This window comes from Bacteroidota bacterium, from assembly GCA_021300195.1.
Lineage (GTDB): Bacteria > Bacteroidota > Bacteroidia > J057 > JAJTIE01 > JAJTIE01.
On sequence record JAJTIE010000037.1, the window covers coordinates 1 to 20,590 of the forward strand.

Here is a 20,590-nt window from a genome sequence, read left to right on the forward strand (position 1 = left end):
CGAGGGACAAGAAAAGGCAAAACTAAGCACCTATACCCTGGTAGACCAGGTGGCCGATTCGTTGCGCACGTACCGAGGCACCCATGTGGGCGAGTTACAGCTCATCCAGAGCCTGTATGCCAGCCACTGGAACCAGTACGTGTACTACTAGTCTTCATGCATTTCATTTTGGTTGGCTAGTTTTGGATTTTGGATACTAAATTTTTGAACTGTTTCGGCGGGCCTGAGTCCATTGTTTCGGTATCCTCTGTGAGGTCGTTCCTGGTTATAGTGTGAGTTGCGCTACCAAGCCCAAAAATGAATGCTGAACACCTCAGTTGGAGGGTCTTTTTATAGAAAATAGTAAACTTTAAGAAACAGCTGGCCGGGCCCCTATTTATTATTTAGCCAATGTATCCAGTCCTTAGCGACTCTATCCCAGTTAAATGCTTCAAAATCAATCTCGCCATTATCTCTCAGGCCAAAGAAGTTGTGCTCAAGACCAGGGTAGGATTGAAAAGTGAAATTTTGCTTTTTATTCCGAATCATTTCGGCACGTAGGTAGTCATTAAATGGTAAGCTTGGGTCTCCGGTCCCATAGCAAATCAGTACAGGTATATCCAATCTTGGGAACGATTTGATTGTGGATCCCGAAAAACTGAACAAGGATCTGTAGGAATCGCCATAGGTTACATCCGGGTTATTGCGATCGGCCACTACCGCCTCGTAGTATCGAAACACACTCTCGGTGCTTTCAGTCGTATCTACTCCGCTCTCCTGCTGTCGAGATGTTGAAATCATGGACATTATCTGACCGCAGGGATTACCGTTTGCATACACCAGATGGGTTACTTTCTTCGATCTGAGGGCCATTTCGAGTGCAACTCTCGCCCCTTGCGAATGACCTGAAACAACCAGCCTGCTTTTTTCTCCCATTCCCATTTGGATCAGATGGTTTAGCACCTGCAGGTTTCTCCCCACATAGTACTCCAGGGTGTTATTGCTCAGGTATTGACTTGGTGGTAGGGGCGAGTCACGTTCAAAGTATGAGAAATCGGGCTGTAGTTCCTCCGTTTTCCTTATCAGTGGGATGCCGGGCTTTCCCACAATTACGAGATGGTATTTTTCGCAAATAGCCTGCGTGTCGAATGGAAATACTGGATAGGCTTGCTCGCCATCCAGAATAATTAGCGGGATTGGCAAACTTCCCTGGCAGAAGAAGAACAGAGGTTTTTTCTTGGCTTCATCACCGGCCTTGGCCTTGATCAATACATCGACCTGATCTTTTTTGTACAGCAGTTTTACATGCGTAAAGCCAAGATCATCCAGTTTTCGGCTTTGTCCGATGGCGCTAGCCGAAAGGAGCAAGAGTGCCAAGACAGCAACCGCTTTCATTTTTCGATCCGTTTTAGTTTTTCGCCCGGCTCAATACAGCGGGGGTAGGTTTGGGCCTTTGTTTCGATGAGCGCCTGGACCTGTACCGGGGCATGCCTAGCAGTACTCCAACGCCACGTCGTCGGTTAGGGGGTAGCACTGGCAGGTCAGCACATAGCCGGCTTCCACCTCCTCGTCGCTCAGGCCCTCGCGCTCCACCATCTGCACCAGGCCGCTGTGCACCTTGGCCCGGCAGGTGCTGCATATGCCCTCCTGGCAGGCATAGGGGGGGTCTAGCCGTGCGCCAATGGCTGCATCCAGGATATTGGTGCCGGCGGGCACTGCTACCCGGGTAGTCTTGCCATCCAGCCGGATGGATACCTCGCGGTCGCGCAGCTCGTAGTCCACTTCGCCGCTGTCTTCTTCTGCCGTTTCTTCATCGGGAAGCGGGGCGGTGTAGTATTCGCGGTGGATGTTGGCCTCATCTTCGCCCATCCGGTGCAGGGCTGCCAGCACCGCATCCATCATGGGGGTGGGGCCGCACATGTAGTATTCGGTGGGCAGCTCGCTTTTCGCTTTTATCTGGCCCAGCAGGTCCATGGCCAGGGGGCGCGTTAGCATACCCGTTGGGCCGTCCCAGGCCGCCAGGGGTTTATCTAGCACATGCACCACCTGTAGGCGGCCACCACTCTGTCGCTCCAGCTCGGCCAGCCTGCTGCCGAAGATAATGCTGCGCTCATTTCGGTTTGCGTACAGCAGCGTCACCTGGCTCTGGGGTTCCTTCAGCAGTACCGACTGCAGGATGCTGAACAGCGGGGTAATGCCACTGCCACCCCCAATGAGCACGTAATGACGCGCTTGGCCAGCATCCGGGCTTAGGGTAAACTTGCCCATGGGCGGAAATACCTCTATCGTATCGCCGGGCTTCAGGTGTTGGCGCAGGTAGTTGCTCACCCGTCCGTTGGGCACCGCCTTGATGGTTACACTCAGGTGCGGATCCTGATCGGGGCAGCTGCTGAGCGAGAAAGCCCGCCGCAGGCTCTCGCCCTGATAGGTTACCTTCAGCGTTAGATACTGCCCAGGCTTGTAGGCAAAGGTGGCCGGATCCGGGTTTTCAAACTGCAGGGTGTAGGCATCCTCCGTTTCGTGGATCAGGGCCTGCACGGTTAGCGGAACGAATTTCATAAACAGACGATAAGCAATGAGGACGGGTAAAGCTATTCCGCAAAGCTAACAATCCGAACGGGACTTTTATATTGCGCCCATGCGCAAAATTGCGGCGGAGTGGGTGTTTGACGGGCGGCAGCTGCTGCACCAGCAGTGCGTGCTGGTGGCAGATGGGGGCCAGATACGGGCCCTGGAGCCGGCCTGGCTGCATGCCGATGCCGAGTGGCACACGGGGCTGCTGTGCCCCGGGTTTGTGAACGCGCATGCCCACCTGGAGCTTAGCCACCTGGCGGGCAGCATCCCCCGGGGGGGCGGCATGGTCCCCTTTGTGGAGGCGGTGGTGCATACGCGAGATGCATACACGGCGGATGCGCAGCTGCAGGCCGCCCGGCAGGCCATGCAGGCTGCCTGCGAAAGCGGAACCGTAGCCCTGGCCGACATAAGCAATACCGCCATCACAGCACAGCTGAAGCAGTCTAGCCCCCTGTACACCCATACCTTTATCGAGCTGCTGGGGGCCCGCCCGGAGGCAGCCCGCCCGGTGTTCAATCGGGGCTTTGCCCTGCTGGACGCTTTTGCCCCGGGGCGTGCCAGCCTAAGCCCACACGCACCTTACTCTGCCTCTGCTGCCTTGCTGCGCATATTGGCCGCCTATGCCGATAGTTTTCAGCAGCCTGTTAGCATTCACTTCATGGAGTCGGAGGCCGAGCAGCAGTGGATGGAACAGGGTGCGGGCCCATTCCGGCCTTTTTTGGGGCAGATGGGCATCGGGCATAAGCCCGCCGCCATGGATTCGGCAGACCACCTGCTGCGCTACCTGCCCAGGCAGCAGCCCGTACTGCTGGTGCACTGCACCCAGGTGGATGAGGAAGTGATGCAGCGCCTGGAGGCCGCAGGCCTACAGCTGTGGTATGGGCTGTGCCCGCGCAGCAATGCCTACATACATAGTCGGCAGCCCCACTACCGCATCTTCCCCTGGCAGCAGGGGCGGGTGGCACTGGGTACGGATAGCCTGGCTAGCAACGATAGCCTAAGTATTCTGGATGAAATCCGCTTCCTGCAGCAGCAGGAGCCCTGGCTGCCGCTAGCCTGGATACTACAGGCAGCTACGGAGGGGGGGGCGTCTTTTTTGAAACTAGCCTGGGCCGGCGGTATATCCCCAGGAAAATCTCCCGGCATCCTGCTTATACAGGGTTATCAGGCCGAAAATCAGACCCTGGCAAGTACGGCCAAACTAAAAATGCTGATTCCTCCACAACCTTATGTTTTTTAGTTCTATTTTTCTGCACATTGACGCTTCATAGTTACTCACTGCCAAACGATGTTTATTATTGATAATGTGCTGGTGACAGACGAGGTGATAAAGGCACAGTTTGCCTGCAACCTCTCTGCCTGCAAGGGTGCCTGCTGTGTAGAGGGCGATGGCGGTGCCCCCCTTAGGCGGGAGGAGGCCGAACTGCTGGAAAGCATGCTGCCCCAGCTGGAACCCTACCTGCGCAAGGAGGGCCTAGAGGCTATAGATGCCCAGGGTAGCTGGGTGGAGGATGAGGACGGCGAGCCGGAAACCCCACTGGTGGAGGGGCGCGAGTGTGCCTACGTTACCTTTGAGGGCGGGATTGCCAAGTGCGGCATCGAAAAGGCCTGGGAGCACGGGGCCATCGACTTTCAGAAGCCGCTCAGCTGCCACCTGTATCCCATCCGCGTACAGCCCGGCCAGCCCTACGAGGTGCTGCGCTACCACCGCTGGGACATATGTAGCCCGGCCTGCCAGCGGGGCGAGGCCGAGCGTATACCCCTGTACAAGTTTGTAAAGGATGCGCTGATACGTGCCTACGGCGAGGAGTGGTACGACCTGCTGGAAGAGGCCGCCCGTAGCAAGCGCTAGCGGTACCGCCCGCCCCTACTGCACGCCAGGCGCATATGCAAGTAAGGGGGGGCCGGGCCGCATACTAGCCCGAAAAGCCGTCAGAAAAGTGGTAGATTGTGGACCTAATCTGCCTCTTATGTCTGCTCTTTCCCTACGTTTCCTCAAAATCTCCCTGCTACTCTGCCCCCTGCTGGGGCTGGCAGCCCCCCGCACGCAGGACCCAGCCCTACGCTTGGTGCCCGCGAAGGCCAATAATGTAGTGGTGTTTCGGCTAGACCAACTGCTGCAAAAGGCCAGCCACGCCCAGCTGATGGAGCTGGAGCCCTACCGCGCGCTGATGGAAAAGGTGGCCCGAAGAATGGAAACCGGCGCCGATACCCGGCAACTCCTGGAAACATGCTGGACGCAGCCGGAAGAGAGTGGCCTCCACACCCGGGGTAATCTGTATTTCTTTACGGTAAACCCCACGGAGGAGCATCGCCTTACGGGCTGGGCCTTTGGGGTGACAGATGCTGCCAGGCTAAAGGACCTACTAAACCAGCTGGGGCCGGGGGCAACGTGGACAAAGGCCGCTGGATACGACATCCGGGTGGTGGGCAACGCGGCCCTCGCAGTGGGCAAAACGAACGGGCTTTTGCTTATCTCAAACGGCGCGTATGGAGAATATGCGGAGACATACGAGGCCCCCTACGCACCCGAGGGAGAGGCCGCACCCAAGCCAGGCAAGACCCGCGAGCAGCAGCAGCGCGAGCTACTGCAGGGCTACCTGAAGCAGGGAAAGGCCGCCCGGAAAACGCACGACCCGGCCTTTCGCAGCTTTGTAAGCCAAGTACAGGACTTAGGCAGCTTTACCAACCTGTCGGCCCTGGCGGCAGACCCCGGCATATACCGTGTGCTAGCAAGAGAACTGGGCCAACAGGAACTGGACCTGGACCGAAACTGGGTAAGCACCCAGTTGAGATTCGACCAAGGGGCCATACAGATAGACCTGCATAAAAAACTGAATACGGGCCTCCTGGCCGGAATGCGCCCTATGGCAGGCCCTCCCCTGGGTGCCGAGGTGCTGGCCTATGTGCCGGGCACCGAGCTGATAGGCTTTGCCGGCATCAGCCTCCACCTGCCGAATCTGTTCTACAACCTCCGAAAACTGTCGGACAAAGAACGCTGGCAAAAGACGGTGCAGGAGCTGGAAAACGATATGGCCCAGCGAAACCTGAGCCTTGACCGCCTGAGCCAGGTGCTGCGTGGGCAGGCCTGGGTATTTGTTACCGACCTGGACACCGTGCTGAAGATGCGCCCCCGCTACCGCTACGAGCTAAGCGAGACCGTAGACACAGCGGCTGCAGCGGTAGGCCGGGCACCTGCCGAGGTAGAAACGGACACCAGCAGTACCGGTACCGAACAGAGGCTGGATAGCCTGAATGAGGGGGGCGACGGCAGCCAGGAGGCCGACCAGCAGCCCTATGACGAAAGCCAGTTCGACATAGTAGACAGCGTAAGCTATGTTGACCATGAACCCATGCTCTTTGTAGCAGTGGGCGTAAGCAGCGAGGCGGACATGCAGGCGCTGCTATTAGACATGGGGGCACCTGTAGAGAAAAGTGGACAGATCTATGTGATGAAAAAGCCTGACTTGTACTACACCTACGTCCCGGGCTATATGCTGCTGGGTACCGAGCGGGCGGAGATAGAGGCCATAGCCAGCGGGCAGCACAGGCCCAACCCCCGCCTTACCGAATCGCACAAAAAGCTGACGCAGGGCCCGCTATGCGCATATATCAACCTGAATCCCGGACGGATGAGCCCGATGCTGAGGGCCCAAGCGTCCTACTTCCGCTCTGTAGAAGAGGCGGGGACAGACTACCTGATTGCGGAAAATAATACAGACGCGGTGCGGATTCGCATGAAATTTGCAAACGAAGACCGAAATGGGCTGCTTGGCCTGTTTCACCTGTTAGCCGCAAGTAAAAAATGGAAGTAACCTACCAGCACGTAATGCCCCGCCCCCTGGCGGATATACACAACCCGGATACCCAGGTATGGGGCACCAAGCTACGCCTGCAGCCGCATACGTACTATGAGGTCAAGTCGCCGTCGGGCAAGGGCAAAAGCTCTTTCGTACAGATCCTGTATGGCATCCGGCACGACTATACCGGCACGGTGCACATAGATGGCCAGCCTACGGCCACCTACAGCCTGGAACAGTGGGCCAGGCTGCGTCAGCGTCGGCTGAGCATCGTGTTTCAAGACCTGCGCCTTTTCCCAGAGCTGACCGGCTGGGAAAACCTGCTGCTAAAGAATGAGCTCACCGGCCACAAAACCGAGGCTCAGATACGCGAGATGTGCCAGCAGCTGGGGGTAGACTTCCTGCTAAACCAGGCCTGCGGTACCATGAGCTATGGCCAGCAGCAGCGTTTTGCCATCATCCGCGCCCTCTGCCAGCCCTTTGAGCTACTGCTGCTAGACGAACCCTTCAGCCACCTGGACCAGGCCAACATCCGCCTGTGTACCCAGCTGATAACCCAGGAGTGCGCGGCCCAGCAGGCCGGCCTGGCCCTTACTACCCTGGACCAGGCCTACCCCCTTAGCTACCACCAACACCTGATCCTGTAAAGCCATGTTATTGCGCAGAGTACTCCTGCACCGCCAGAGCAAGAGCCGGCTGGTGCTGGCCTCCATTGGGGCCCTTATCGGTATGCTAATGCTGCTCAATGCCCTGCAGCTCTACTACGACCTGAACTACCTCTTCACGGTAAAAAAGGACGACGTGATTGCCAATACCTATCTGGAGATTAACAAGGACCTGTCTCTACTCAATACCCTTTCGGTCGTCAGCACCTATTTTACCGAGAAAGACCTGAAAGCCCTGGAGGCGCGGCCAGAGGTAAAGCGGGTAGCCCCCTTTACCAGCACCAAGTTTAGCATCTGGGCCACGGTGAAGGGATCGGACATTATGCCCGGCATCCCCGACTTTAACAGCGACTTCTTTGTAGAGGGGCTGCCCGATAACATGATCGACCTCAAGAGCCACAAATGGCGCTGGCATCCGGGCGATGCGGAAATCCCCCTCATTGCCCCCCGCTCCCAGCTCACCATCTTGAATTTTGCCTACCTGCCCAGCAAGGGGGTGCCCAGCATACCCGAGGAGATGGTGTTTCGCATCCCCATCCGGCTGGAGATCCGCCACCCCGAGACCAACGAGAAGATCTTTTTCAAGGCACGGGTAATAGCCCTGAGCGACCGGGTAAACTCCGTTGTGGCCCCGCTCACCTTTGTGCAATATGCCAACGCGACCTTTGGCAAGGAGATAAAGCCGCCTACGCGGGTACTGGTGGAGGTGGACGACCCCGGAGACCCGCGCTTCCACGCCTTTCTGGAAGACCAGGGCTACGAAACCAACCTGGAAAAACTGAACGGCGGCAGGCTGCGGGCCGTGCTGTCCATCCTCTTTCTGGTGGTGGCTGTAGTGGGTGGTTTTATCGTGCTACTTAGCGTGCTGGTGTTTGTTCTTACCTTCGAGCTGATGATCGGTAAGGCCAGCGGAGATATCCGGCTACTCATCCAGCTGGGCTACCCCCACGTACGGGTCAGCCGCCTGTTCAATCGCTACCTGCTCAGCCTTTTCCTCTGCATACAGCTTGTGGCCTTTTTAGTCCTATTCCTTACCAAGTATTTGCTCAACCAGCAGTTCAAAGCTTACGCACTGGAGGTACTACCCGGTGTACACTGGGCCGTATTTGCCTGGGGGCTGCTATTTGCGCTGGTCTTTAGCCTGTTTGGCGTGCTGGCCCTGCGGCAAACCGTGAAAAAGCTGGCCCACTAGGCACTGTGGGGCATGCAGCGTCGAGTAACGCTATAAGGCAAAGGGGTGGGGGAGATCGGAATAGCTGGTTAGCTTTCTCGCCAATCTCTAAGTGCCTACAGAAGCATGCCGCCTGACAGGAAATCTAAGGTTAGTCAGGCGTTTCAACCTGGAAGTGTTTATCTTTGTGAATAGCATTGGTTGCTAGCGGGGGGAGCCGATTTTTTGTGTCCTGGCTTTTTAATACTTATTTTTTTGAAAATGAGAAATCAGCCATTACTTATTAATGGGGATAGTAGGGAGAAACTTCAGTTACTCTCTGATGACTCGGTAGACCTTGTGTTCACCTCTCCACCATATGCCGATCAAAGAAAAAACACCTATGGCGGTATACATCCTGATGAGTATGTTGGATGGTTTTTACCTATTGGAGAGCAGTTGTTCAGGGTACTTAAGCCAAGCGGGAGTTTTGTCCTTAACATAAAAGAAAAGGCAGTAAATGGAGAACGTCATACCTACGTATTAGAACTAATTATTGCTCTTAGAAAACAGGGATGGTTATGGACAGAGGAATATATATGGCATAAAAAGAATTGCTACCCTGGAAAATGGCCTAATCGATTTAGAGATGCGTGGGAGCGTCTTTTGCATTTCACAAAAAGTAAAAATTTTAAAATGAATCAAGAGTCGGTTATGGTTCCAATGGGCGAATGGGCACAGAGCAGGCTAAAGAATTTGAGCAAAAACGATCAGATACGGGATAACAGCAGGGTAGGTAGTGGATTTGGGAAGAATATATCAAATTGGCTTGAGAGAGATAAAGCTTATCCCAGCAATGTTCTGCATCTTGCTACCGAATGTTCAAACAAAAATCACAGTGCCGCGTTTCCAGAAGAGCTTCCCAAGTGGTTCATAAAATTATTTACGAATGAGGGAGATACAGTTTTGGATCCTTTTATGGGCTCTGGAACTACAGTACTTATGGCTTCAAAAATGTCTAGAAAGTCAATTGGCATAGAAATACTGCCAGAATATTATCATTTAGTTCAAGATAAAACAAAAGATTTTAATTGGGTTCTTTTTGATGAAATTGAGGGTTAATTTTTTATTTAAGTATCCATGAGCGATAATCCTTTGCGCGATGAAGTTAGGAATTATGTCGAAAATCACATAGCTTATTTTCATGACAAGAGGATCGAGAGTCTTAATAAATTAAAAATCGATCATGTTCTAAAACGGAAGAATCCGTATCTTTTTCGCGCAAAAAACATCGTATCTCCTGATGACTTTATAGATAAGATACTTGAAGCTCATCTTTCTTCTCACGAGGAGACAATATTTGGGAATTGGCTTGAGGAACTAGCTATTTTTGTGTGCAGCAGAGTATATGGGGGCAGGAAATCTAGCGCAAAGGGTATCGATCTTGAGTTTGATAGTGATGGAATACGGTATCTTGTCAGTATAAAGTCAGGCCCTAACTGGGGTAATTCAAGTCAAATCAGACGGCTTTCTGATGATTTTAAGGCTGCAAGAAAAATTCTTAATACCTCAAACTCAAGGATAAATGTAAGATGTGTGAATGGATGTTGTTATGGGAATGATAATGGAGACAGGGGCGACTACATAAAACTCTGTGGTCAGGATTTTTGGAAATTAATTTCAAATAATGATAAATTTTATATTGAAATAGTAGAGCCTATAGGGATAAGGGCGCGAGAAAGGAATGAGATATTCTACGAGACTCTTGTTAGCAAGAAGACCCTTTTTATTAAGGAATTTATTAATAGCTATTGCACATATTCTGGTTCCATAAATTGGGAGAAGATTATTGATTTAAATTCAGGGAGAAAAAATTAAAAATACATTCGGAGGGTTTTTAGCAAAGGAGTATTCATGCTGTATTTATCTCCCGACACAGCCCTTTCTCTTGCCCAGCTCTTGCCAGCTTTTGCCTGGCTGGTATGCTTGTCTGGGGTGGTGTGGTGGCTAGGCCGGAGCCGGGATGAACCGCGCTGGCTGTACCTGGGTTTTGCCAGCCGGATGGCAGCGGGCCTGCTGCTTGGGGTACTATACCTGTACTACTATACTGAGGGGGATGTTACGTCCTATTACAACTGGGGCCGGTACCTGAGCGGCCTGATGATAGACGACCCCCTGCTAGCCCTTCGGGTTTATGTTCCTTCTTTTTTTTCAAAAGCCAGTGGGCTTTCTTCTGGTGGCCAAGCCGTAGAACAGCTGGATGCCGCCGGGCATGCGGCCTCTGGCTTTCGGTCGTTTTTTTGGGAAAACGAGGCTGCCTTTTTCACTGCCCGATACGTGGGGCTTTTGTCGCTGCTAGGCTTTCAGTCGTTCTGGGCCATGGCGATCCTGAATGCCGGGGTCTCCGTTGGGGCTGCCTGGCTGCTGTACCGTAGCCTGCGGGGCTGCTGCCCGCCCCGGCTGCTCTGGGGCTTGCTATTTCTCTATCCCAGCCTGGTACTCTGGACCTCGGGCCACCACAAGGACACGCTTACGCTGCTGGGCTTTGCAGGGACAGTATACGCTGCCCGGCAGCTGCTAGGGGCTAGGCAGCCCCTGCTGGGCTGGCTGCGCAGCCTGGCAGTACTGGGGCTTAGCCTGTGGTTGGTGTATGCGGTCCGTTTCAGCATGGCAGCGGCCCTGGCCGGCTGCCTGCCCCTGTGGGCGGTGTGGCGGTACAGCCGCCCGCTGGCAGTGCCATACAGGGTAGGGGTGCGCGCGGCTACCGTTCTGCTGGGCCTGCTGGTCCTACTCCTGGTGCGGTTTAACGGGATGGACCTGGCCACTTTCTCGCACGTGCTGTACAAGGCCCTGCGGGAGGAAAAGGCAAAGCCTGTAGCTGCTGGCGAGCCGGTGGGCTACCTGGCACCGCTAGAGCTGCCCGGCTTTGAGCCTGATTTTCTCAGTGCGCTCCGGCAGGTACCCAGGGTGTTCGTCTACGTGTTTTTCGAGCCCCTTCGTTTTGGGCACAGTGCGCTTATCACCATTAGCAGCCTGGAGGGGGTGGCCTACTGGTGCCTTGTGGCCTGGCTCCTGGTTCGGGGTGTACGCTGGGGGTGGCCCGGGTGGCGGCAGCCCATCCTGGTTTTCTGTTTTGTGTTTGCCCTCGGCTTCGGGCTCTTTGTGGGCCTGTCGGTACCGGTGGTGGGGTCCATGGTGCGCTACCGCATCTATGCCATGCTCTGCCTGGCGGTGGGGATGGCCATCCTCAGTTCCTATTCAGGCCGGGATCCGAACCGTTCAGTACAAGATTCTGACCGTTCGCGCAACGGGTCTTTCTGAAGCCGGGGATGCCCCGTATCATTGTACTATAGGAAGCGGGCCAGATAGGCCCACTCACACAAGAAAGAGCAAGGGTTGGGGTTGATTCGCCTATATGGCTTGAGTCCCCCAACTTTTTTTATTTCCCTTCCCGGTCGTGTTTTAGGTCAGCCGTTGTTTCTGCGTGCACCAGGTGTCGGTCAGTGGTGGATATTTGTTGTGGCTATACAACAGGCCAGCTGGGGGCGCTATGGAAAAATCTTGCCCGGATTCAGGATCCCCTTGGGGTCGAATACCTGCTTGATGGCACGCAGCAGGTCTAGCTCGGCCTGGCCAAAAGCAAGGGGCATATAGCGGCGCTGCACATAGCCAATGCCGTGCTCGCCGCTTAGTGTGCCCCCCAGGCTTACCGTATAGGCAAAGATTTCTTCTATCGCCCTGGGCAGCTCTTCTTCCCACGCCTGGGTGCTCAGGTCGCCCTTTATGATATTGACATGCAGGTTGCCATCTCCTGCGTGGCCATAGCACACAGACTGGAAGCCATAGCGGGCACTCACCTCCTTCACCTTGCGCAGCAGCTTGGCCAGTTCGGCTCGGGGCACTACGGTGTCTTCTTCCTTGTAGATGGTGTTGCCTTTTACGGCCTCGCCCAGGCAGCGGCGCAGCCGCCATAGCTGGGCCTGCTGCTCTGCGGTGTCTGCAAACTGGATGTCCAGCACCCGGTGCTCCTCCAGCACGCTGGCTATGCCCTCGCACTGGGCTAAAAGGACATCCGGATCATGCCCATCCACCTCTATCAGCAGGTGCCCGCCCACGCCATCGGTCTGATAGCTGTCTATGCCCAGATAGGCCTGGCCAAACCGGATGGCATCCACCTCCATAAACTCCAGCGTGGAGGGCGTAATGCCCGCCCGCAAGATGGCCGATACCGCATGGCAGGCGTCCTCGGCCGAGGCAAATGGGGCCAGCATGAGTGCACGCCGCGTGGGGCGGGGGATTACTTTCAGGGTAGCCTCGGTTACCACTGCCAGGGTACCCTCGCTCCCTACCAGTAGCTGGGTCAGGTTGTAGCCAGTGCTGTTTTTCAGTACCTTGGCCCCGGTGCGTATCACCGCTCCATCAGGTAGCACCGCCTCCAGCGCCAGTACATAGTCTTTGGTAATGCCATACTTTACGGCATGGGCTCCGCCGGCATTTTCGGCTATGTTGCCGCCTATCATGCAGCTCCCCTTGCTGCTGGGGTCGGGTGGGTAGTACAGGCCCAGTGGCTCCAGGGCTTCATCTATGTGCTGGGTGATGACCCCGGGCTGTACGGTAATCTGTAGGCTGCGGGTGTCAATGTCCAGTATCTTGTTCATTCGTTCCATGGCCAGGGCCACGCCCCCATATACCGGCAGGGCACCGCCACTGAGGCCTGTGCGTGTCCCCATAGGCGTAACAGGCAGGCCCTGCGCATGGCAGTAGCGCAGGATAGCGCTTACCTCTCCGGTCGATTCGGGCTTTAGCACAATGGCGGGCATAAAGTGCAGGTCCTCCGTCCAGTCGTGGGAATAGTCGGCCAGCGCGGCTTCATCGCTCAAGCATTGTTCGGGCTTTAAAAAACGCTGAAAATGCTGAATATGAACTTCTGAAAGAATCGTGTAGGTAAAAGAGGAGCAAATATTCATGTTGAAAAAATAAAATATAACACGAATTATATTGAAGCAAAATCTAGGATCTAAATGCTTGAAATTCGGGCCAATTTTTCTTCATATGCCATACTAACCTGAGCGCTAATAGAAATAAAAAAGCGGTAATAGAATAATAGACCGTCCCACTCCACGGTGCATGAAATGAATACCAGATGACCTCGCCACCTACAGGACTGAAAGGTGGATATATTGCCCGAGAAACCTGATTTACAGGTAGCCAAATAAAAGAGAGAAAAATATTTACCCCAAAAATCAACAGCAATAGGCGCTTAGAAAAATGGATTTTATCTTGGAACATCATCATAAGTATTATTGCAAAGAAGGGGATAAAGCTGGTGAATCTCCTGCTTTCATTATCCATTGTAAATAGCAGAATAAAAAAAGCAGAAAACGTAAGGCCAGGTGGGATTTTCTGTAAAACATCACTGAGCTGCTTCCGAAATATCAATATAAACGCAACAGATAGACCAATATATTGTGAGTGTGTCGTATAGGCAATTAACGGATTCTGTACGGACAAATGGAAAAACATGCCAATAATTCTGCATATTTCTACAATGTAATTGGGCGCTGTAGTTTCGGTAAAGGGTTGATCGAAATGATTCGCTGTTTCGTTTAAAAAATACTTTCGAGCTATTAATATGAGTGCAACTATACTTAGTCGAATAAAGGTGTTTTTATTTATGGTTAATTTTTCAACTGTGTATTTCCAAACGGGCAAGAAAAATTTTCTTGAAAAATAGAGAATAGCCAATATGACGGAAAAAGAAAGCAGCCAGAGAGACCAGTTGGTGGCTGTGGGGAAAAGCATGTGATATAGGCTTTGTTTCCCATCATAAATCCACAACCCAAAATATATCACCCAGAATGCTGAAAAGAGGAAGGCAAATCCATACCAAAATCCATTATAAAGAAAAATGAACGTGGGTCTTGATTTATTAGAAGTATTTGCATCATGCCAAAAAATAAGCAGAGGAGTTATCAATAAAAATGCAAATGGATGTGCAAATAGAGCAACTAAATATGCAACAAAACTCAAGATGATATTTCTGTAAAAGTAAAACCTAAAAAACAGAGTTATGACAGCTGTGCTAAACATATCCGTAAGGAATGGCTCGTAACTAAATACCTTTAGGAATGCGAAGTTGATAACAGAAAAGGTTAGAAGAGCGAACGTCTGACTCTTAGACCACGAAAATCGTTTTGCAATACTCACCAGCGACCACAAAATAAGGGCCAAGCTCACAGATTGTAAAAACACAAATGCCTTGCGAATACCATGCATTTCGCTTTCTGTGCTTAATATACCTAACTCCTTAAATGCCCAGGTAGCTTGATGGGCTATCATAGGCAGAAGTATACGCGAAAGGTAGTAGGGACTCACATGATTATTTAAGTAATCTTTTGGTTCCCATCTTGAGAAATTATAGTACAATGATCCATCAAATCCCAGCCCACCGTTGGCTGTAGTTTTTTCCGAATTAAGAGTAAAGATGTGGAAAAAAATTACGATAGAAATACAAAATAGGAGAATCCAATTATCCGAAATTTTTTTCAAAATAAATAAAAAATTATGCATACTTAATCTTGATTTTTAGTGTAATTTTTTAAGAATAGTTGGGCTCATCTACACATAATAGTTTTAAATGTTGAAGTGAAAAAAATGACACCGAAAAATTACATTGAATCCTCTTTCAAACAATGCTGGCACCCACATTTTTTGCAACGGCCCTGGCCCTCATAGGCGTAACAGGCAGGCCCTGTGCATGGCAGTAGCGCAGGATAGCGCTTACCTCTCCGGTCGATTCGGGCTTAAGCACAATGGCGGGCATAAAGTGCAGGTCCTCCGTCCAGTCGTGGGCATAATCGGCTCGCACTTCTTCCTCCAGGCCCATCTGCTCGGGCCGCAGTATGGAGCCGAAGTGTGCGACATCCGCCTCTGTAAGGCGGGTAAAAGAAGAAACTGAAGTAGCTAACATGTACAAATATACGGGCGATACACAAGTAAGCAGGCAATATCAGGCCGCTGCATGTGCCAACTTCGGGCTAGCAGGCGAATTCCTCATGTGTAAGCCTATATTTGCCCTATGGCACAGAAGCAAAAGAAAATCATCCTGAAAAGCCTGGAAGAGATTGCCCTCATGCAGCAGAGTGCCCGCCTGGTGAGCCAGACCCTGGCCGAGGTGGCCCGGCACATACGCCCGGGTGTAACCACCCTGCAGCTGGATGCCCTGGCCGAAACCTACATACGAGACCATGGTGGCGAACCAGGCTTCAAAGGGCTGTATGGCTGCCCAAGCACCCTGCTTACCAGTGTAAATGAGGTGGTAATACACGGCCTGCCTACAGACAAACCCCTGGAGGATGGAGACATAGTGGGGGTAGACTGCGGCGTGAAAATGAACGGCTACTATGGCGACCATGCCTATACCTTTGAGGTGGGCGAGGTGGCCCCCGAGACCAGGCAGCTGCTGCAGGTAACCAAAGAGAGCCTGTACCTGGCCATTGCCCAAGCCCGGCAGGGCAATAGGGTGGGAGACATCGGCCATGCCGTGCAGCAGTACTGCGAGGCGGCGGGCTACAGCATCGTGCGCGAGTTTGTGGGCCACGGCCTGGGCCGAGACCTGCACGAGGCGCCAGAGCTGCCCAACTACGGCCGCCGTGGCCACGGCAAGCAGCTGCAGAATGGCATGACCCTGGCCATAGAGCCGATGGTAAACATGGGCCGCCGCGATGTGCGCATGCTGCCAGACAAGTGGACGATAGTGGCCAGAGATGGAAAACCCAGTGCCCACTACGAGCACAACATAGCCATCTGGGAGGGGCTGCCCGTGGTGCTCTCCACCTTCGACTACATAGAGGACGTGCTGGGCCTGGACTATACCACACCCCGCGTTGCAGTGCCGGGCCTGATAGCTACGCTGCCCAAACGGGTGGTTTAGTTAGCCTGTGCTAGCCGCTAGGCAATGCGCTGCTGGTTGGTCAGGGCATCTTTTTTCCAAAACCGCTGGATGTCGGCCTGGGCCTGTGTGTCGGCATAGGCCAGCAGGGGCTGCTCCAGCAGGGGCATACGTGCCAGGGGCTTGGCCAGCAGCTGCTGCCAGGCAGCCTGCAGCCGCTCCGCATCCTGGGCACTAACTGTGCCCCGGCAGTGGGCGCTGCCGCAGCCGCACAGGAAGGGGTGCTCCAGCCGCAGGTAGCCGTAGTCATCCGTCAGCTCCTCCCCCGGGTATATGTCTCGTATGGCTACCTCAAAGCTGGTAACGGGGCTCAGGGTGTTGGCCTCGCAGCTGTGGTTCATGTACTTGGCGTGGTCCCAGCTACACACATAGCGGTCATAGTCATCTATGTAGCTGTACTTGTGCACCAGGTGCTGCAGGGCAGGGCCCAGCTTGGCCAGCTGCTCGCGCGTAAGGGCCAGGTCCAGCGGATCCTGCACCCAGGTGAGGGTACCCATTGGGATGAACTGGGTGGCAAATACCCCCCAGCCAATGGCCGGATTGGCGGCAGGACGTAGTTCGGTATGCGGATGTAGCATAGCGCTGGTAACTCAGAGAGCTGAAAAAAATGGTTTATCTTATGAAAAAAAGAAGTAACAAAACTCAAACTCGGCCCGGACTGTGCCCCACCTCCCCCCAAGCGCCTTGTCTTCCCTGCTGGCACCCTGGCCGATCGTCTTTTGGTATGCACAAAGCACCTAACCGGCAGCGGTGCCAGGATTCCGCCGCCAATTCACGCTTTTTTGCCCAAAGCTGCAATACTCTATCCAGCTGTAATATCTAAATCGCTGATTTTCAGTATTAAATAATTGCACGCGCTGTACGGTTGGCGGTGTGTGGACTTGGACTAGCGTGTTGGCTGTGTTTTTCCGAGCCCAATACCCATCTCAATACGGGGTGAAAAAAGCATTGTTGGTTTCAAGAAAAATTGAAAATAGCCCTCCCTTGGGCAAACGAAAACGATTTTGGGTATGTTCGGCTATCAGGTTACGCTAGGTTTTTATCCGTGTATTGGCGTACCTTTGTGCTCTGATTGATACCTGATTTCCATCTAGTCATTCCAAATCCGATTGAGATCGATATGCTTCACCCTGCATTTGCCCACCCCGATACGTTTGTACAGCGCCACATAGGTCCCAGCTCCGAGGAGAAGCAGCGTATGCTGGATGCCCTGGGCGTGGATACACTGGATGAACTGATCCGCCAAACGGTGCCGGCCCACATACGGCTACAGCAGCCCATGCATATGGCCCCGGCCCTCAGCGAGCCCGAGCTGCTGGCCCACATGACGGAGCTGGCAAACAAGAACCGCCTGTACAAGAGCTACATTGGCACCGGCTACTACGATACCATTGTGCCCGGTGTTATCCAGCGAAACATCCTGGAAAACCCCGGCTGGTATACGCAGTATACCCCCTACCAGGCCGAGATCGCACAGGGCCGGCTGGAGGCACTGCTGAATTTCCAGACCCTGGTGAGCGACCTTACGGGCCTGCCCGTAGCCAATGCCAGCCTGCTGGACGAAGCCACCGCCGCCGCCGAGGCCATGAGCCTGGCCTATGCCCAGCGTAGCAATAAGCAAGCTACCACCTTCCTGGTATCCGAGAATCTATTCCCCCAAACCCTGGCCCTGCTGGAAACCCGCGCCAAGCCCCTGGGCCTGAGCCTGGAGGTAGTGCCTACGGCCCAGATGCAGCCCAGTAAGGCACACTTCGGCCTGCTGCTGCAGTATCCCGCCGGAGATGGCACCCTGGAGGACTACCGCGCCCTGGCCGAAAAAGCCAAGGCCGAGGGCCTGGTGATAAGCGTAGCTACCGACCTGCTAGCCCTGCTGCTGCTAACCCCCCCGGGTGAGTGGGGGGCTGATATAGCGGTGGGATCGGCCCAGCGCCTGGGGGTACCCATGGGCTATGGCGGCCCGCATGCCGCCTTTATGGCCACCGTAGATGGCTTCAAGCGCAACCTGCCCGGACGTATCGTAGGCGTATCCATAGACCGGAACGGCAAGCCCGCCCTGCGCCTGGCGCTGCAAACCCGCGAGCAGCACATTCGCCGAGAAAAAGCCACCAGTAATATCTGTACCGCCCAGGTGCTGCTGGCTATTATGAACAGCATGTATGCCGTATACCACGGCCCACAGCGGCTGAAGGCCATTGCACAGCGTACGCACCAGCTGACCGGGGCACTGGCAAAGGGCCTGAGCGACCTGGGCTATCAGGTGCTGAACCCGGCCTACTTCGATACCCTGCGGGTAGCCCTGCACCCCAAAACCACCCGCGAGCAGGTGCGTAGCATGATGGTGCAGCACGGCATAAACCTGCGGTACTTCGAGGCCGATAACACCCTGGGCATATCGGTAGACGAGGCGAAAAGCGCTGCTGACATACAGGAACTACTGGAGCTGCTGGCCCGTGCGGCAGGCAGCCACTACCCCCAGCCCCTGGCCCCCGCCAGCCAGCAGGCCATACCGGGCCAGCTACAGCGCACCAGCGCCTACCTGACCCACCCGGTGTTTAACAGCTACCACACCGAGACCGAGATGCTGCGCTACATAAAGCGCCTGGAGGCCAAGGACCTGAGCCTGACCACCAGCATGATCCCGCTGGGTAGCTGCACCATGAAGCTGAACGCCACTGCCGAGATGGTACCCGTTACCTTCCCACAGTTTGGTGGCCTCCATCCCTTTGCGCCCAAGGGCCAGACCGAGGGGTACCAGGAGATCTTCGAGTCGCTGAGCGAACTGCTATGCCAGGCCACCGGCTTCACCGGCGTAAGCCTGCAGCCCAATAGCGGTGCGCAGGGCGAATATGCCGGCCTGATGGCCATACGTGCCTACCACACACATCGGGGCGACACCCACCGGAACGTGGCCCTTATCCCCAGCTCGGCCCACGGCACCAACCCCGCCAGCGCCGTAATGGCCGGCATGCAGGTGGTGGTAACCCGGGTGCTGGAAAACGGAAACATAGACGTGGAGGACCTGCGCCGCAAGGCAACCGAGCACAGCCACCACCTGGCGGCCCTGATGGTAACCTACCCCAGCACCAACGGCGTATTTGAGGAAGCCATACAGGAGATATGCCAGATTATACACGAAAATGGTGGGCTGGTGTATATGGATGGGGCCAATATGAATGCCCAGGTGGGCCTCACCAGCCCCGCCCGCATAGGGGCCGATGTGTGCCACCTGAACCTGCACAAAACCTTCTGCATTCCCCACGGCGGTGGTGGCCCCGGCATGGGCCCCATTTGCGTGAACGATAAGCTGAAGCCTTTCCTGCCCGGGCACCCCATCATCCCCACCGGCGGAGACCAGGCCATCACTGCCGTTAGCGCAGCACCCTGGGGTTCGGCCAGCATTCTGCTCATCAGCTATGCCTACATCAAGATGATGGGAGCCGAGGGCCTGAAACTGGCCACTGAGCATGCCATCCTGAATGCCAACTACATCAAGGCCCGGCTGGAGGCACACTACCCCGTGCTGTACAGCGGCACACAGGGCCGTGTGGCCCACGAGCTGATCCTGGACTGCCGCCCCTTTAAGCAAGCGGCAGATGTGGAGGTGGAAGACATAGCCAAGCGCCTGATCGACTACGGATACCACGCGCCCACCGTCAGCTTCCCCGTACCGGGTACCCTGATGATAGAGCCTACCGAGAGCGAGAGCCAGGCCGAGCTAGACAAGTTCATAGAGGCCATGATAGCCATTCGGGGCGAGATGCAGGAAATACTGGACGGCGAAGCCGACAAGGAGAACAACGTGCTGAAGAACGCCCCCCACACCGCCGAGGAAGCTACGGCCGACAGCTGGACCCTGCCCTACAGCCGCAGCAAGGCCGTGTATCCGGCCGCCTGGACGCGCACGCACAAGTTTTGGCCCCCGGTAGCCCGGGTGAACAACAGCCATGGCGACCGTAACCTGATCTGTGCCTGCCCACCCATGGAAGCCTACCTGGAGCCAGAGGCCCTGGCAGGTGCCTAGGGGGAGGGGGCTTCTCATACTCGGGTACCCGGGGCTAGTTAGGGTGGCTAGCGTATGCCCGGCAGCCTACAAGCCGATTGTTTTCGTACGGTTCAGTCCCCATTTTGCGCAGTTCAGCTGGAAGCGCTTGCGCCTCTTCTCGCCGGCTGTTTACCTTTAGGCAAGCAAATTTCAGTACCCCCCCCCATGCGCTTCTATTTCATCCCCCTCCTGCTTGCCCTGCTGCTGCTGGCACGGCCCACCTGTGCCCAGCCCACCGTACAGTGGGACAAAACCCTGGGTGGTAGTGGAGATGATGTGCTCTATTCCCTACAGCAAACTATGGACGGCGGCTACATCCTGGGGGGAGGGTCTTTGTCCGATGCAGATATAGCCGGTGGGAAAAGCGAGAATAGTCGTGGAGACTTCGACTACTGGGTGGTAAAGCTGGACGCCAACGGCAAGAAAGAA

17 protein-coding genes are annotated in these 20,590 nt (G+C 54.7%); 11 read left to right on the top strand and 6 right to left on the bottom strand.

Translation table 11 applies throughout. The features are described from left to right. Nucleotides 1-372: 372 nt before the first annotated feature. Together LW884_08750 and LW884_08755 are read right to left on the bottom strand one after the other, a co-directional pair. A complete protein-coding gene (locus tag LW884_08750) occupies nt 373-1,374 on the bottom strand; it encodes an alpha/beta hydrolase fold domain-containing protein (protein MCE3008415.1) in 1,002 nt (333 codons plus the stop codon). A gap of 96 nt (nt 1,375-1,470) precedes the next feature. Continuing rightward, the gene (locus tag LW884_08755; GenBank protein ID MCE3008416.1) at nt 1,471-2,538 is read right to left on the bottom strand and encodes a ferredoxin--NADP reductase; all 1,068 of its coding nucleotides are present in this window, start codon (nt 2,536-2,538) and stop codon (nt 1,471-1,473) included. A gap of 79 nt (nt 2,539-2,617) precedes the next feature. Here LW884_08755 and LW884_08760 point away from each other — a divergent pair, with 79 nt between their 5' ends. The 8 genes from LW884_08760 to LW884_08795 all read left to right on the top strand — a co-directional run bounded on the left by LW884_08760 (nt 2,618) and on the right by LW884_08795 (nt 11,489). Continuing rightward, complete coding sequence (locus LW884_08760) at nt 2,618-3,793, top strand: amidohydrolase family protein (GenBank protein MCE3008417.1); 1,176 nt, start codon at nt 2,618-2,620, stop codon at nt 3,791-3,793. Nucleotides 3,794-3,841: 48 nt separating this feature from the next. Beyond that, nucleotides 3,842-4,405 carry a DUF3109 family protein gene (locus LW884_08765; protein ID MCE3008418.1) on the top strand — a complete coding sequence of 188 codons (564 nt, stop codon included), beginning with the start codon at nt 3,842-3,844 and terminating at the stop codon, nt 4,403-4,405. 118 nt (nt 4,406-4,523) lie between these two features. Further along, nucleotides 4,524-6,368, top strand: coding sequence for a DUF4836 family protein (locus LW884_08770; GenBank protein ID MCE3008419.1), 1,845 nt, complete (start codon nt 4,524-4,526; stop codon nt 6,366-6,368). Next, on the top strand, nt 6,359-7,000 hold the full coding sequence (locus LW884_08775) for an ATP-binding cassette domain-containing protein (GenBank protein ID MCE3008420.1): 642 nt from the start codon (nt 6,359-6,361) through the stop codon (nt 6,998-7,000). Before LW884_08770 ends, LW884_08775 begins: the two co-directional genes overlap by 10 nt. Nucleotides 7,001-7,010: 10 nt before the next feature. Continuing rightward, nucleotides 7,011-8,210, top strand: a complete 1,200-nt coding sequence (locus LW884_08780) for a hypothetical protein (GenBank protein ID MCE3008421.1) — start codon at nt 7,011-7,013, stop codon at nt 8,208-8,210. Nucleotides 8,211-8,450: 240 nt separating this feature from the next. Next, a complete protein-coding gene (locus LW884_08785; GenBank protein MCE3008422.1) occupies nt 8,451-9,290 on the top strand; it encodes a site-specific DNA-methyltransferase in 840 nt (279 codons plus the stop codon). A gap of 18 nt (nt 9,291-9,308) precedes the next feature. Further along, on the top strand, nt 9,309-10,046 hold the full coding sequence (locus tag LW884_08790; protein ID MCE3008423.1) for a cytosolic protein: 738 nt from the start codon (nt 9,309-9,311) through the stop codon (nt 10,044-10,046). Nucleotides 10,047-10,082: 36 nt separating this feature from the next. Then, the gene (locus LW884_08795; protein MCE3008424.1) at nt 10,083-11,489 is read left to right on the top strand and encodes a hypothetical protein; all 1,407 of its coding nucleotides are present in this window, start codon (nt 10,083-10,085) and stop codon (nt 11,487-11,489) included. 227 nt (nt 11,490-11,716) lie between these two features. Here LW884_08795 and LW884_08800 read toward each other — a convergent pair whose 3' ends face one another. The 3 genes from LW884_08800 to LW884_08810 form a co-directional block, all read right to left on the bottom strand. Then, nucleotides 11,717-13,048 (bottom strand): FAD-binding protein, encoded by a 1,332-nt coding sequence (locus LW884_08800; protein MCE3008425.1) that lies wholly within the window; start codon nt 13,046-13,048, stop codon nt 11,717-11,719. A gap of 130 nt (nt 13,049-13,178) precedes the next feature. Then, nucleotides 13,179-14,507 carry a hypothetical protein gene (locus tag LW884_08805; GenBank protein ID MCE3008426.1) on the bottom strand — a complete coding sequence of 443 codons (1,329 nt, stop codon included), beginning with the start codon at nt 14,505-14,507 and terminating at the stop codon, nt 13,179-13,181. A 346-nt stretch (nt 14,508-14,853) separates the two neighbouring features. After that, nucleotides 14,854-15,138: a hypothetical protein gene (locus LW884_08810; protein MCE3008427.1), complete on the bottom strand. Its 285-nt coding sequence runs from the start codon at nt 15,136-15,138 to the stop codon at nt 14,854-14,856. A gap of 108 nt (nt 15,139-15,246) precedes the next feature. On the opposite strand from LW884_08810, the gene map reads away from it, so the two are divergent. Further along, nucleotides 15,247-16,101, top strand: coding sequence for a type I methionyl aminopeptidase (gene map / locus LW884_08815; GenBank protein MCE3008428.1), 855 nt, complete (start codon nt 15,247-15,249; stop codon nt 16,099-16,101). A gap of 17 nt (nt 16,102-16,118) precedes the next feature. Here the strand turns inward: map and LW884_08820 are convergent, their stop codons facing one another. Continuing rightward, a complete protein-coding gene (locus tag LW884_08820; GenBank protein ID MCE3008429.1) occupies nt 16,119-16,697 on the bottom strand; it encodes an SET domain-containing protein in 579 nt (192 codons plus the stop codon). Between the two features lie 542 nt (nt 16,698-17,239). Here LW884_08820 and gcvP point away from each other — a divergent pair. Together gcvP and LW884_08830 are read left to right on the top strand one after the other, a co-directional pair. Next, nucleotides 17,240-20,140, top strand: a complete 2,901-nt coding sequence (gcvP, locus tag LW884_08825; protein MCE3008430.1) for an aminomethyl-transferring glycine dehydrogenase — start codon at nt 17,240-17,242, stop codon at nt 20,138-20,140. Nucleotides 20,141-20,326: 186 nt separating this feature from the next. After that, on the top strand, nt 20,327-20,590 hold a 264-nt coding region (locus LW884_08830), incomplete at its 3' end, for a hypothetical protein (protein ID MCE3008431.1).

Coding starts and splice junctions, on each gene's coding strand:
- LW884_08785 (MCE3008422.1), top strand. CDS start 8,451: ATGAGAAATCAGCCATTACTTATTAATGGGGATAGTAGGGAGAAACTT.
- LW884_08765 (MCE3008418.1), top strand. CDS start 3,842: ATGTTTATTATTGATAATGTGCTGGTGACAGACGAGGTGATAAAGGCA.
- LW884_08795 (MCE3008424.1), top strand. CDS start 10,083: ATGCTGTATTTATCTCCCGACACAGCCCTTTCTCTTGCCCAGCTCTTG.
- LW884_08755 (MCE3008416.1), bottom strand. CDS start 2,538: ATGAAATTCGTTCCGCTAACCGTGCAGGCCCTGATCCACGAAACGGAG.
- LW884_08770 (MCE3008419.1), top strand. CDS start 4,524: ATGTCTGCTCTTTCCCTACGTTTCCTCAAAATCTCCCTGCTACTCTGC.
- LW884_08820 (MCE3008429.1), bottom strand. CDS start 16,697: ATGCTACATCCGCATACCGAACTACGTCCTGCCGCCAATCCGGCCATT.
- LW884_08750 (MCE3008415.1), bottom strand. CDS start 1,374: ATGAAAGCGGTTGCTGTCTTGGCACTCTTGCTCCTTTCGGCTAGCGCC.
- LW884_08790 (MCE3008423.1), top strand. CDS start 9,309: ATGAGCGATAATCCTTTGCGCGATGAAGTTAGGAATTATGTCGAAAAT.
- gcvP (MCE3008430.1), top strand. CDS start 17,240: ATGCTTCACCCTGCATTTGCCCACCCCGATACGTTTGTACAGCGCCAC.
- LW884_08810 (MCE3008427.1), bottom strand. CDS start 15,138: ATGTTAGCTACTTCAGTTTCTTCTTTTACCCGCCTTACAGAGGCGGAT.
- map (MCE3008428.1), top strand. CDS start 15,247: ATGGCACAGAAGCAAAAGAAAATCATCCTGAAAAGCCTGGAAGAGATT.
- LW884_08760 (MCE3008417.1), top strand. CDS start 2,618: ATGCGCAAAATTGCGGCGGAGTGGGTGTTTGACGGGCGGCAGCTGCTG.
- LW884_08805 (MCE3008426.1), bottom strand. CDS start 14,507: ATGATAGCCCATCAAGCTACCTGGGCATTTAAGGAGTTAGGTATATTA.
- LW884_08775 (MCE3008420.1), top strand. CDS start 6,359: ATGGAAGTAACCTACCAGCACGTAATGCCCCGCCCCCTGGCGGATATA.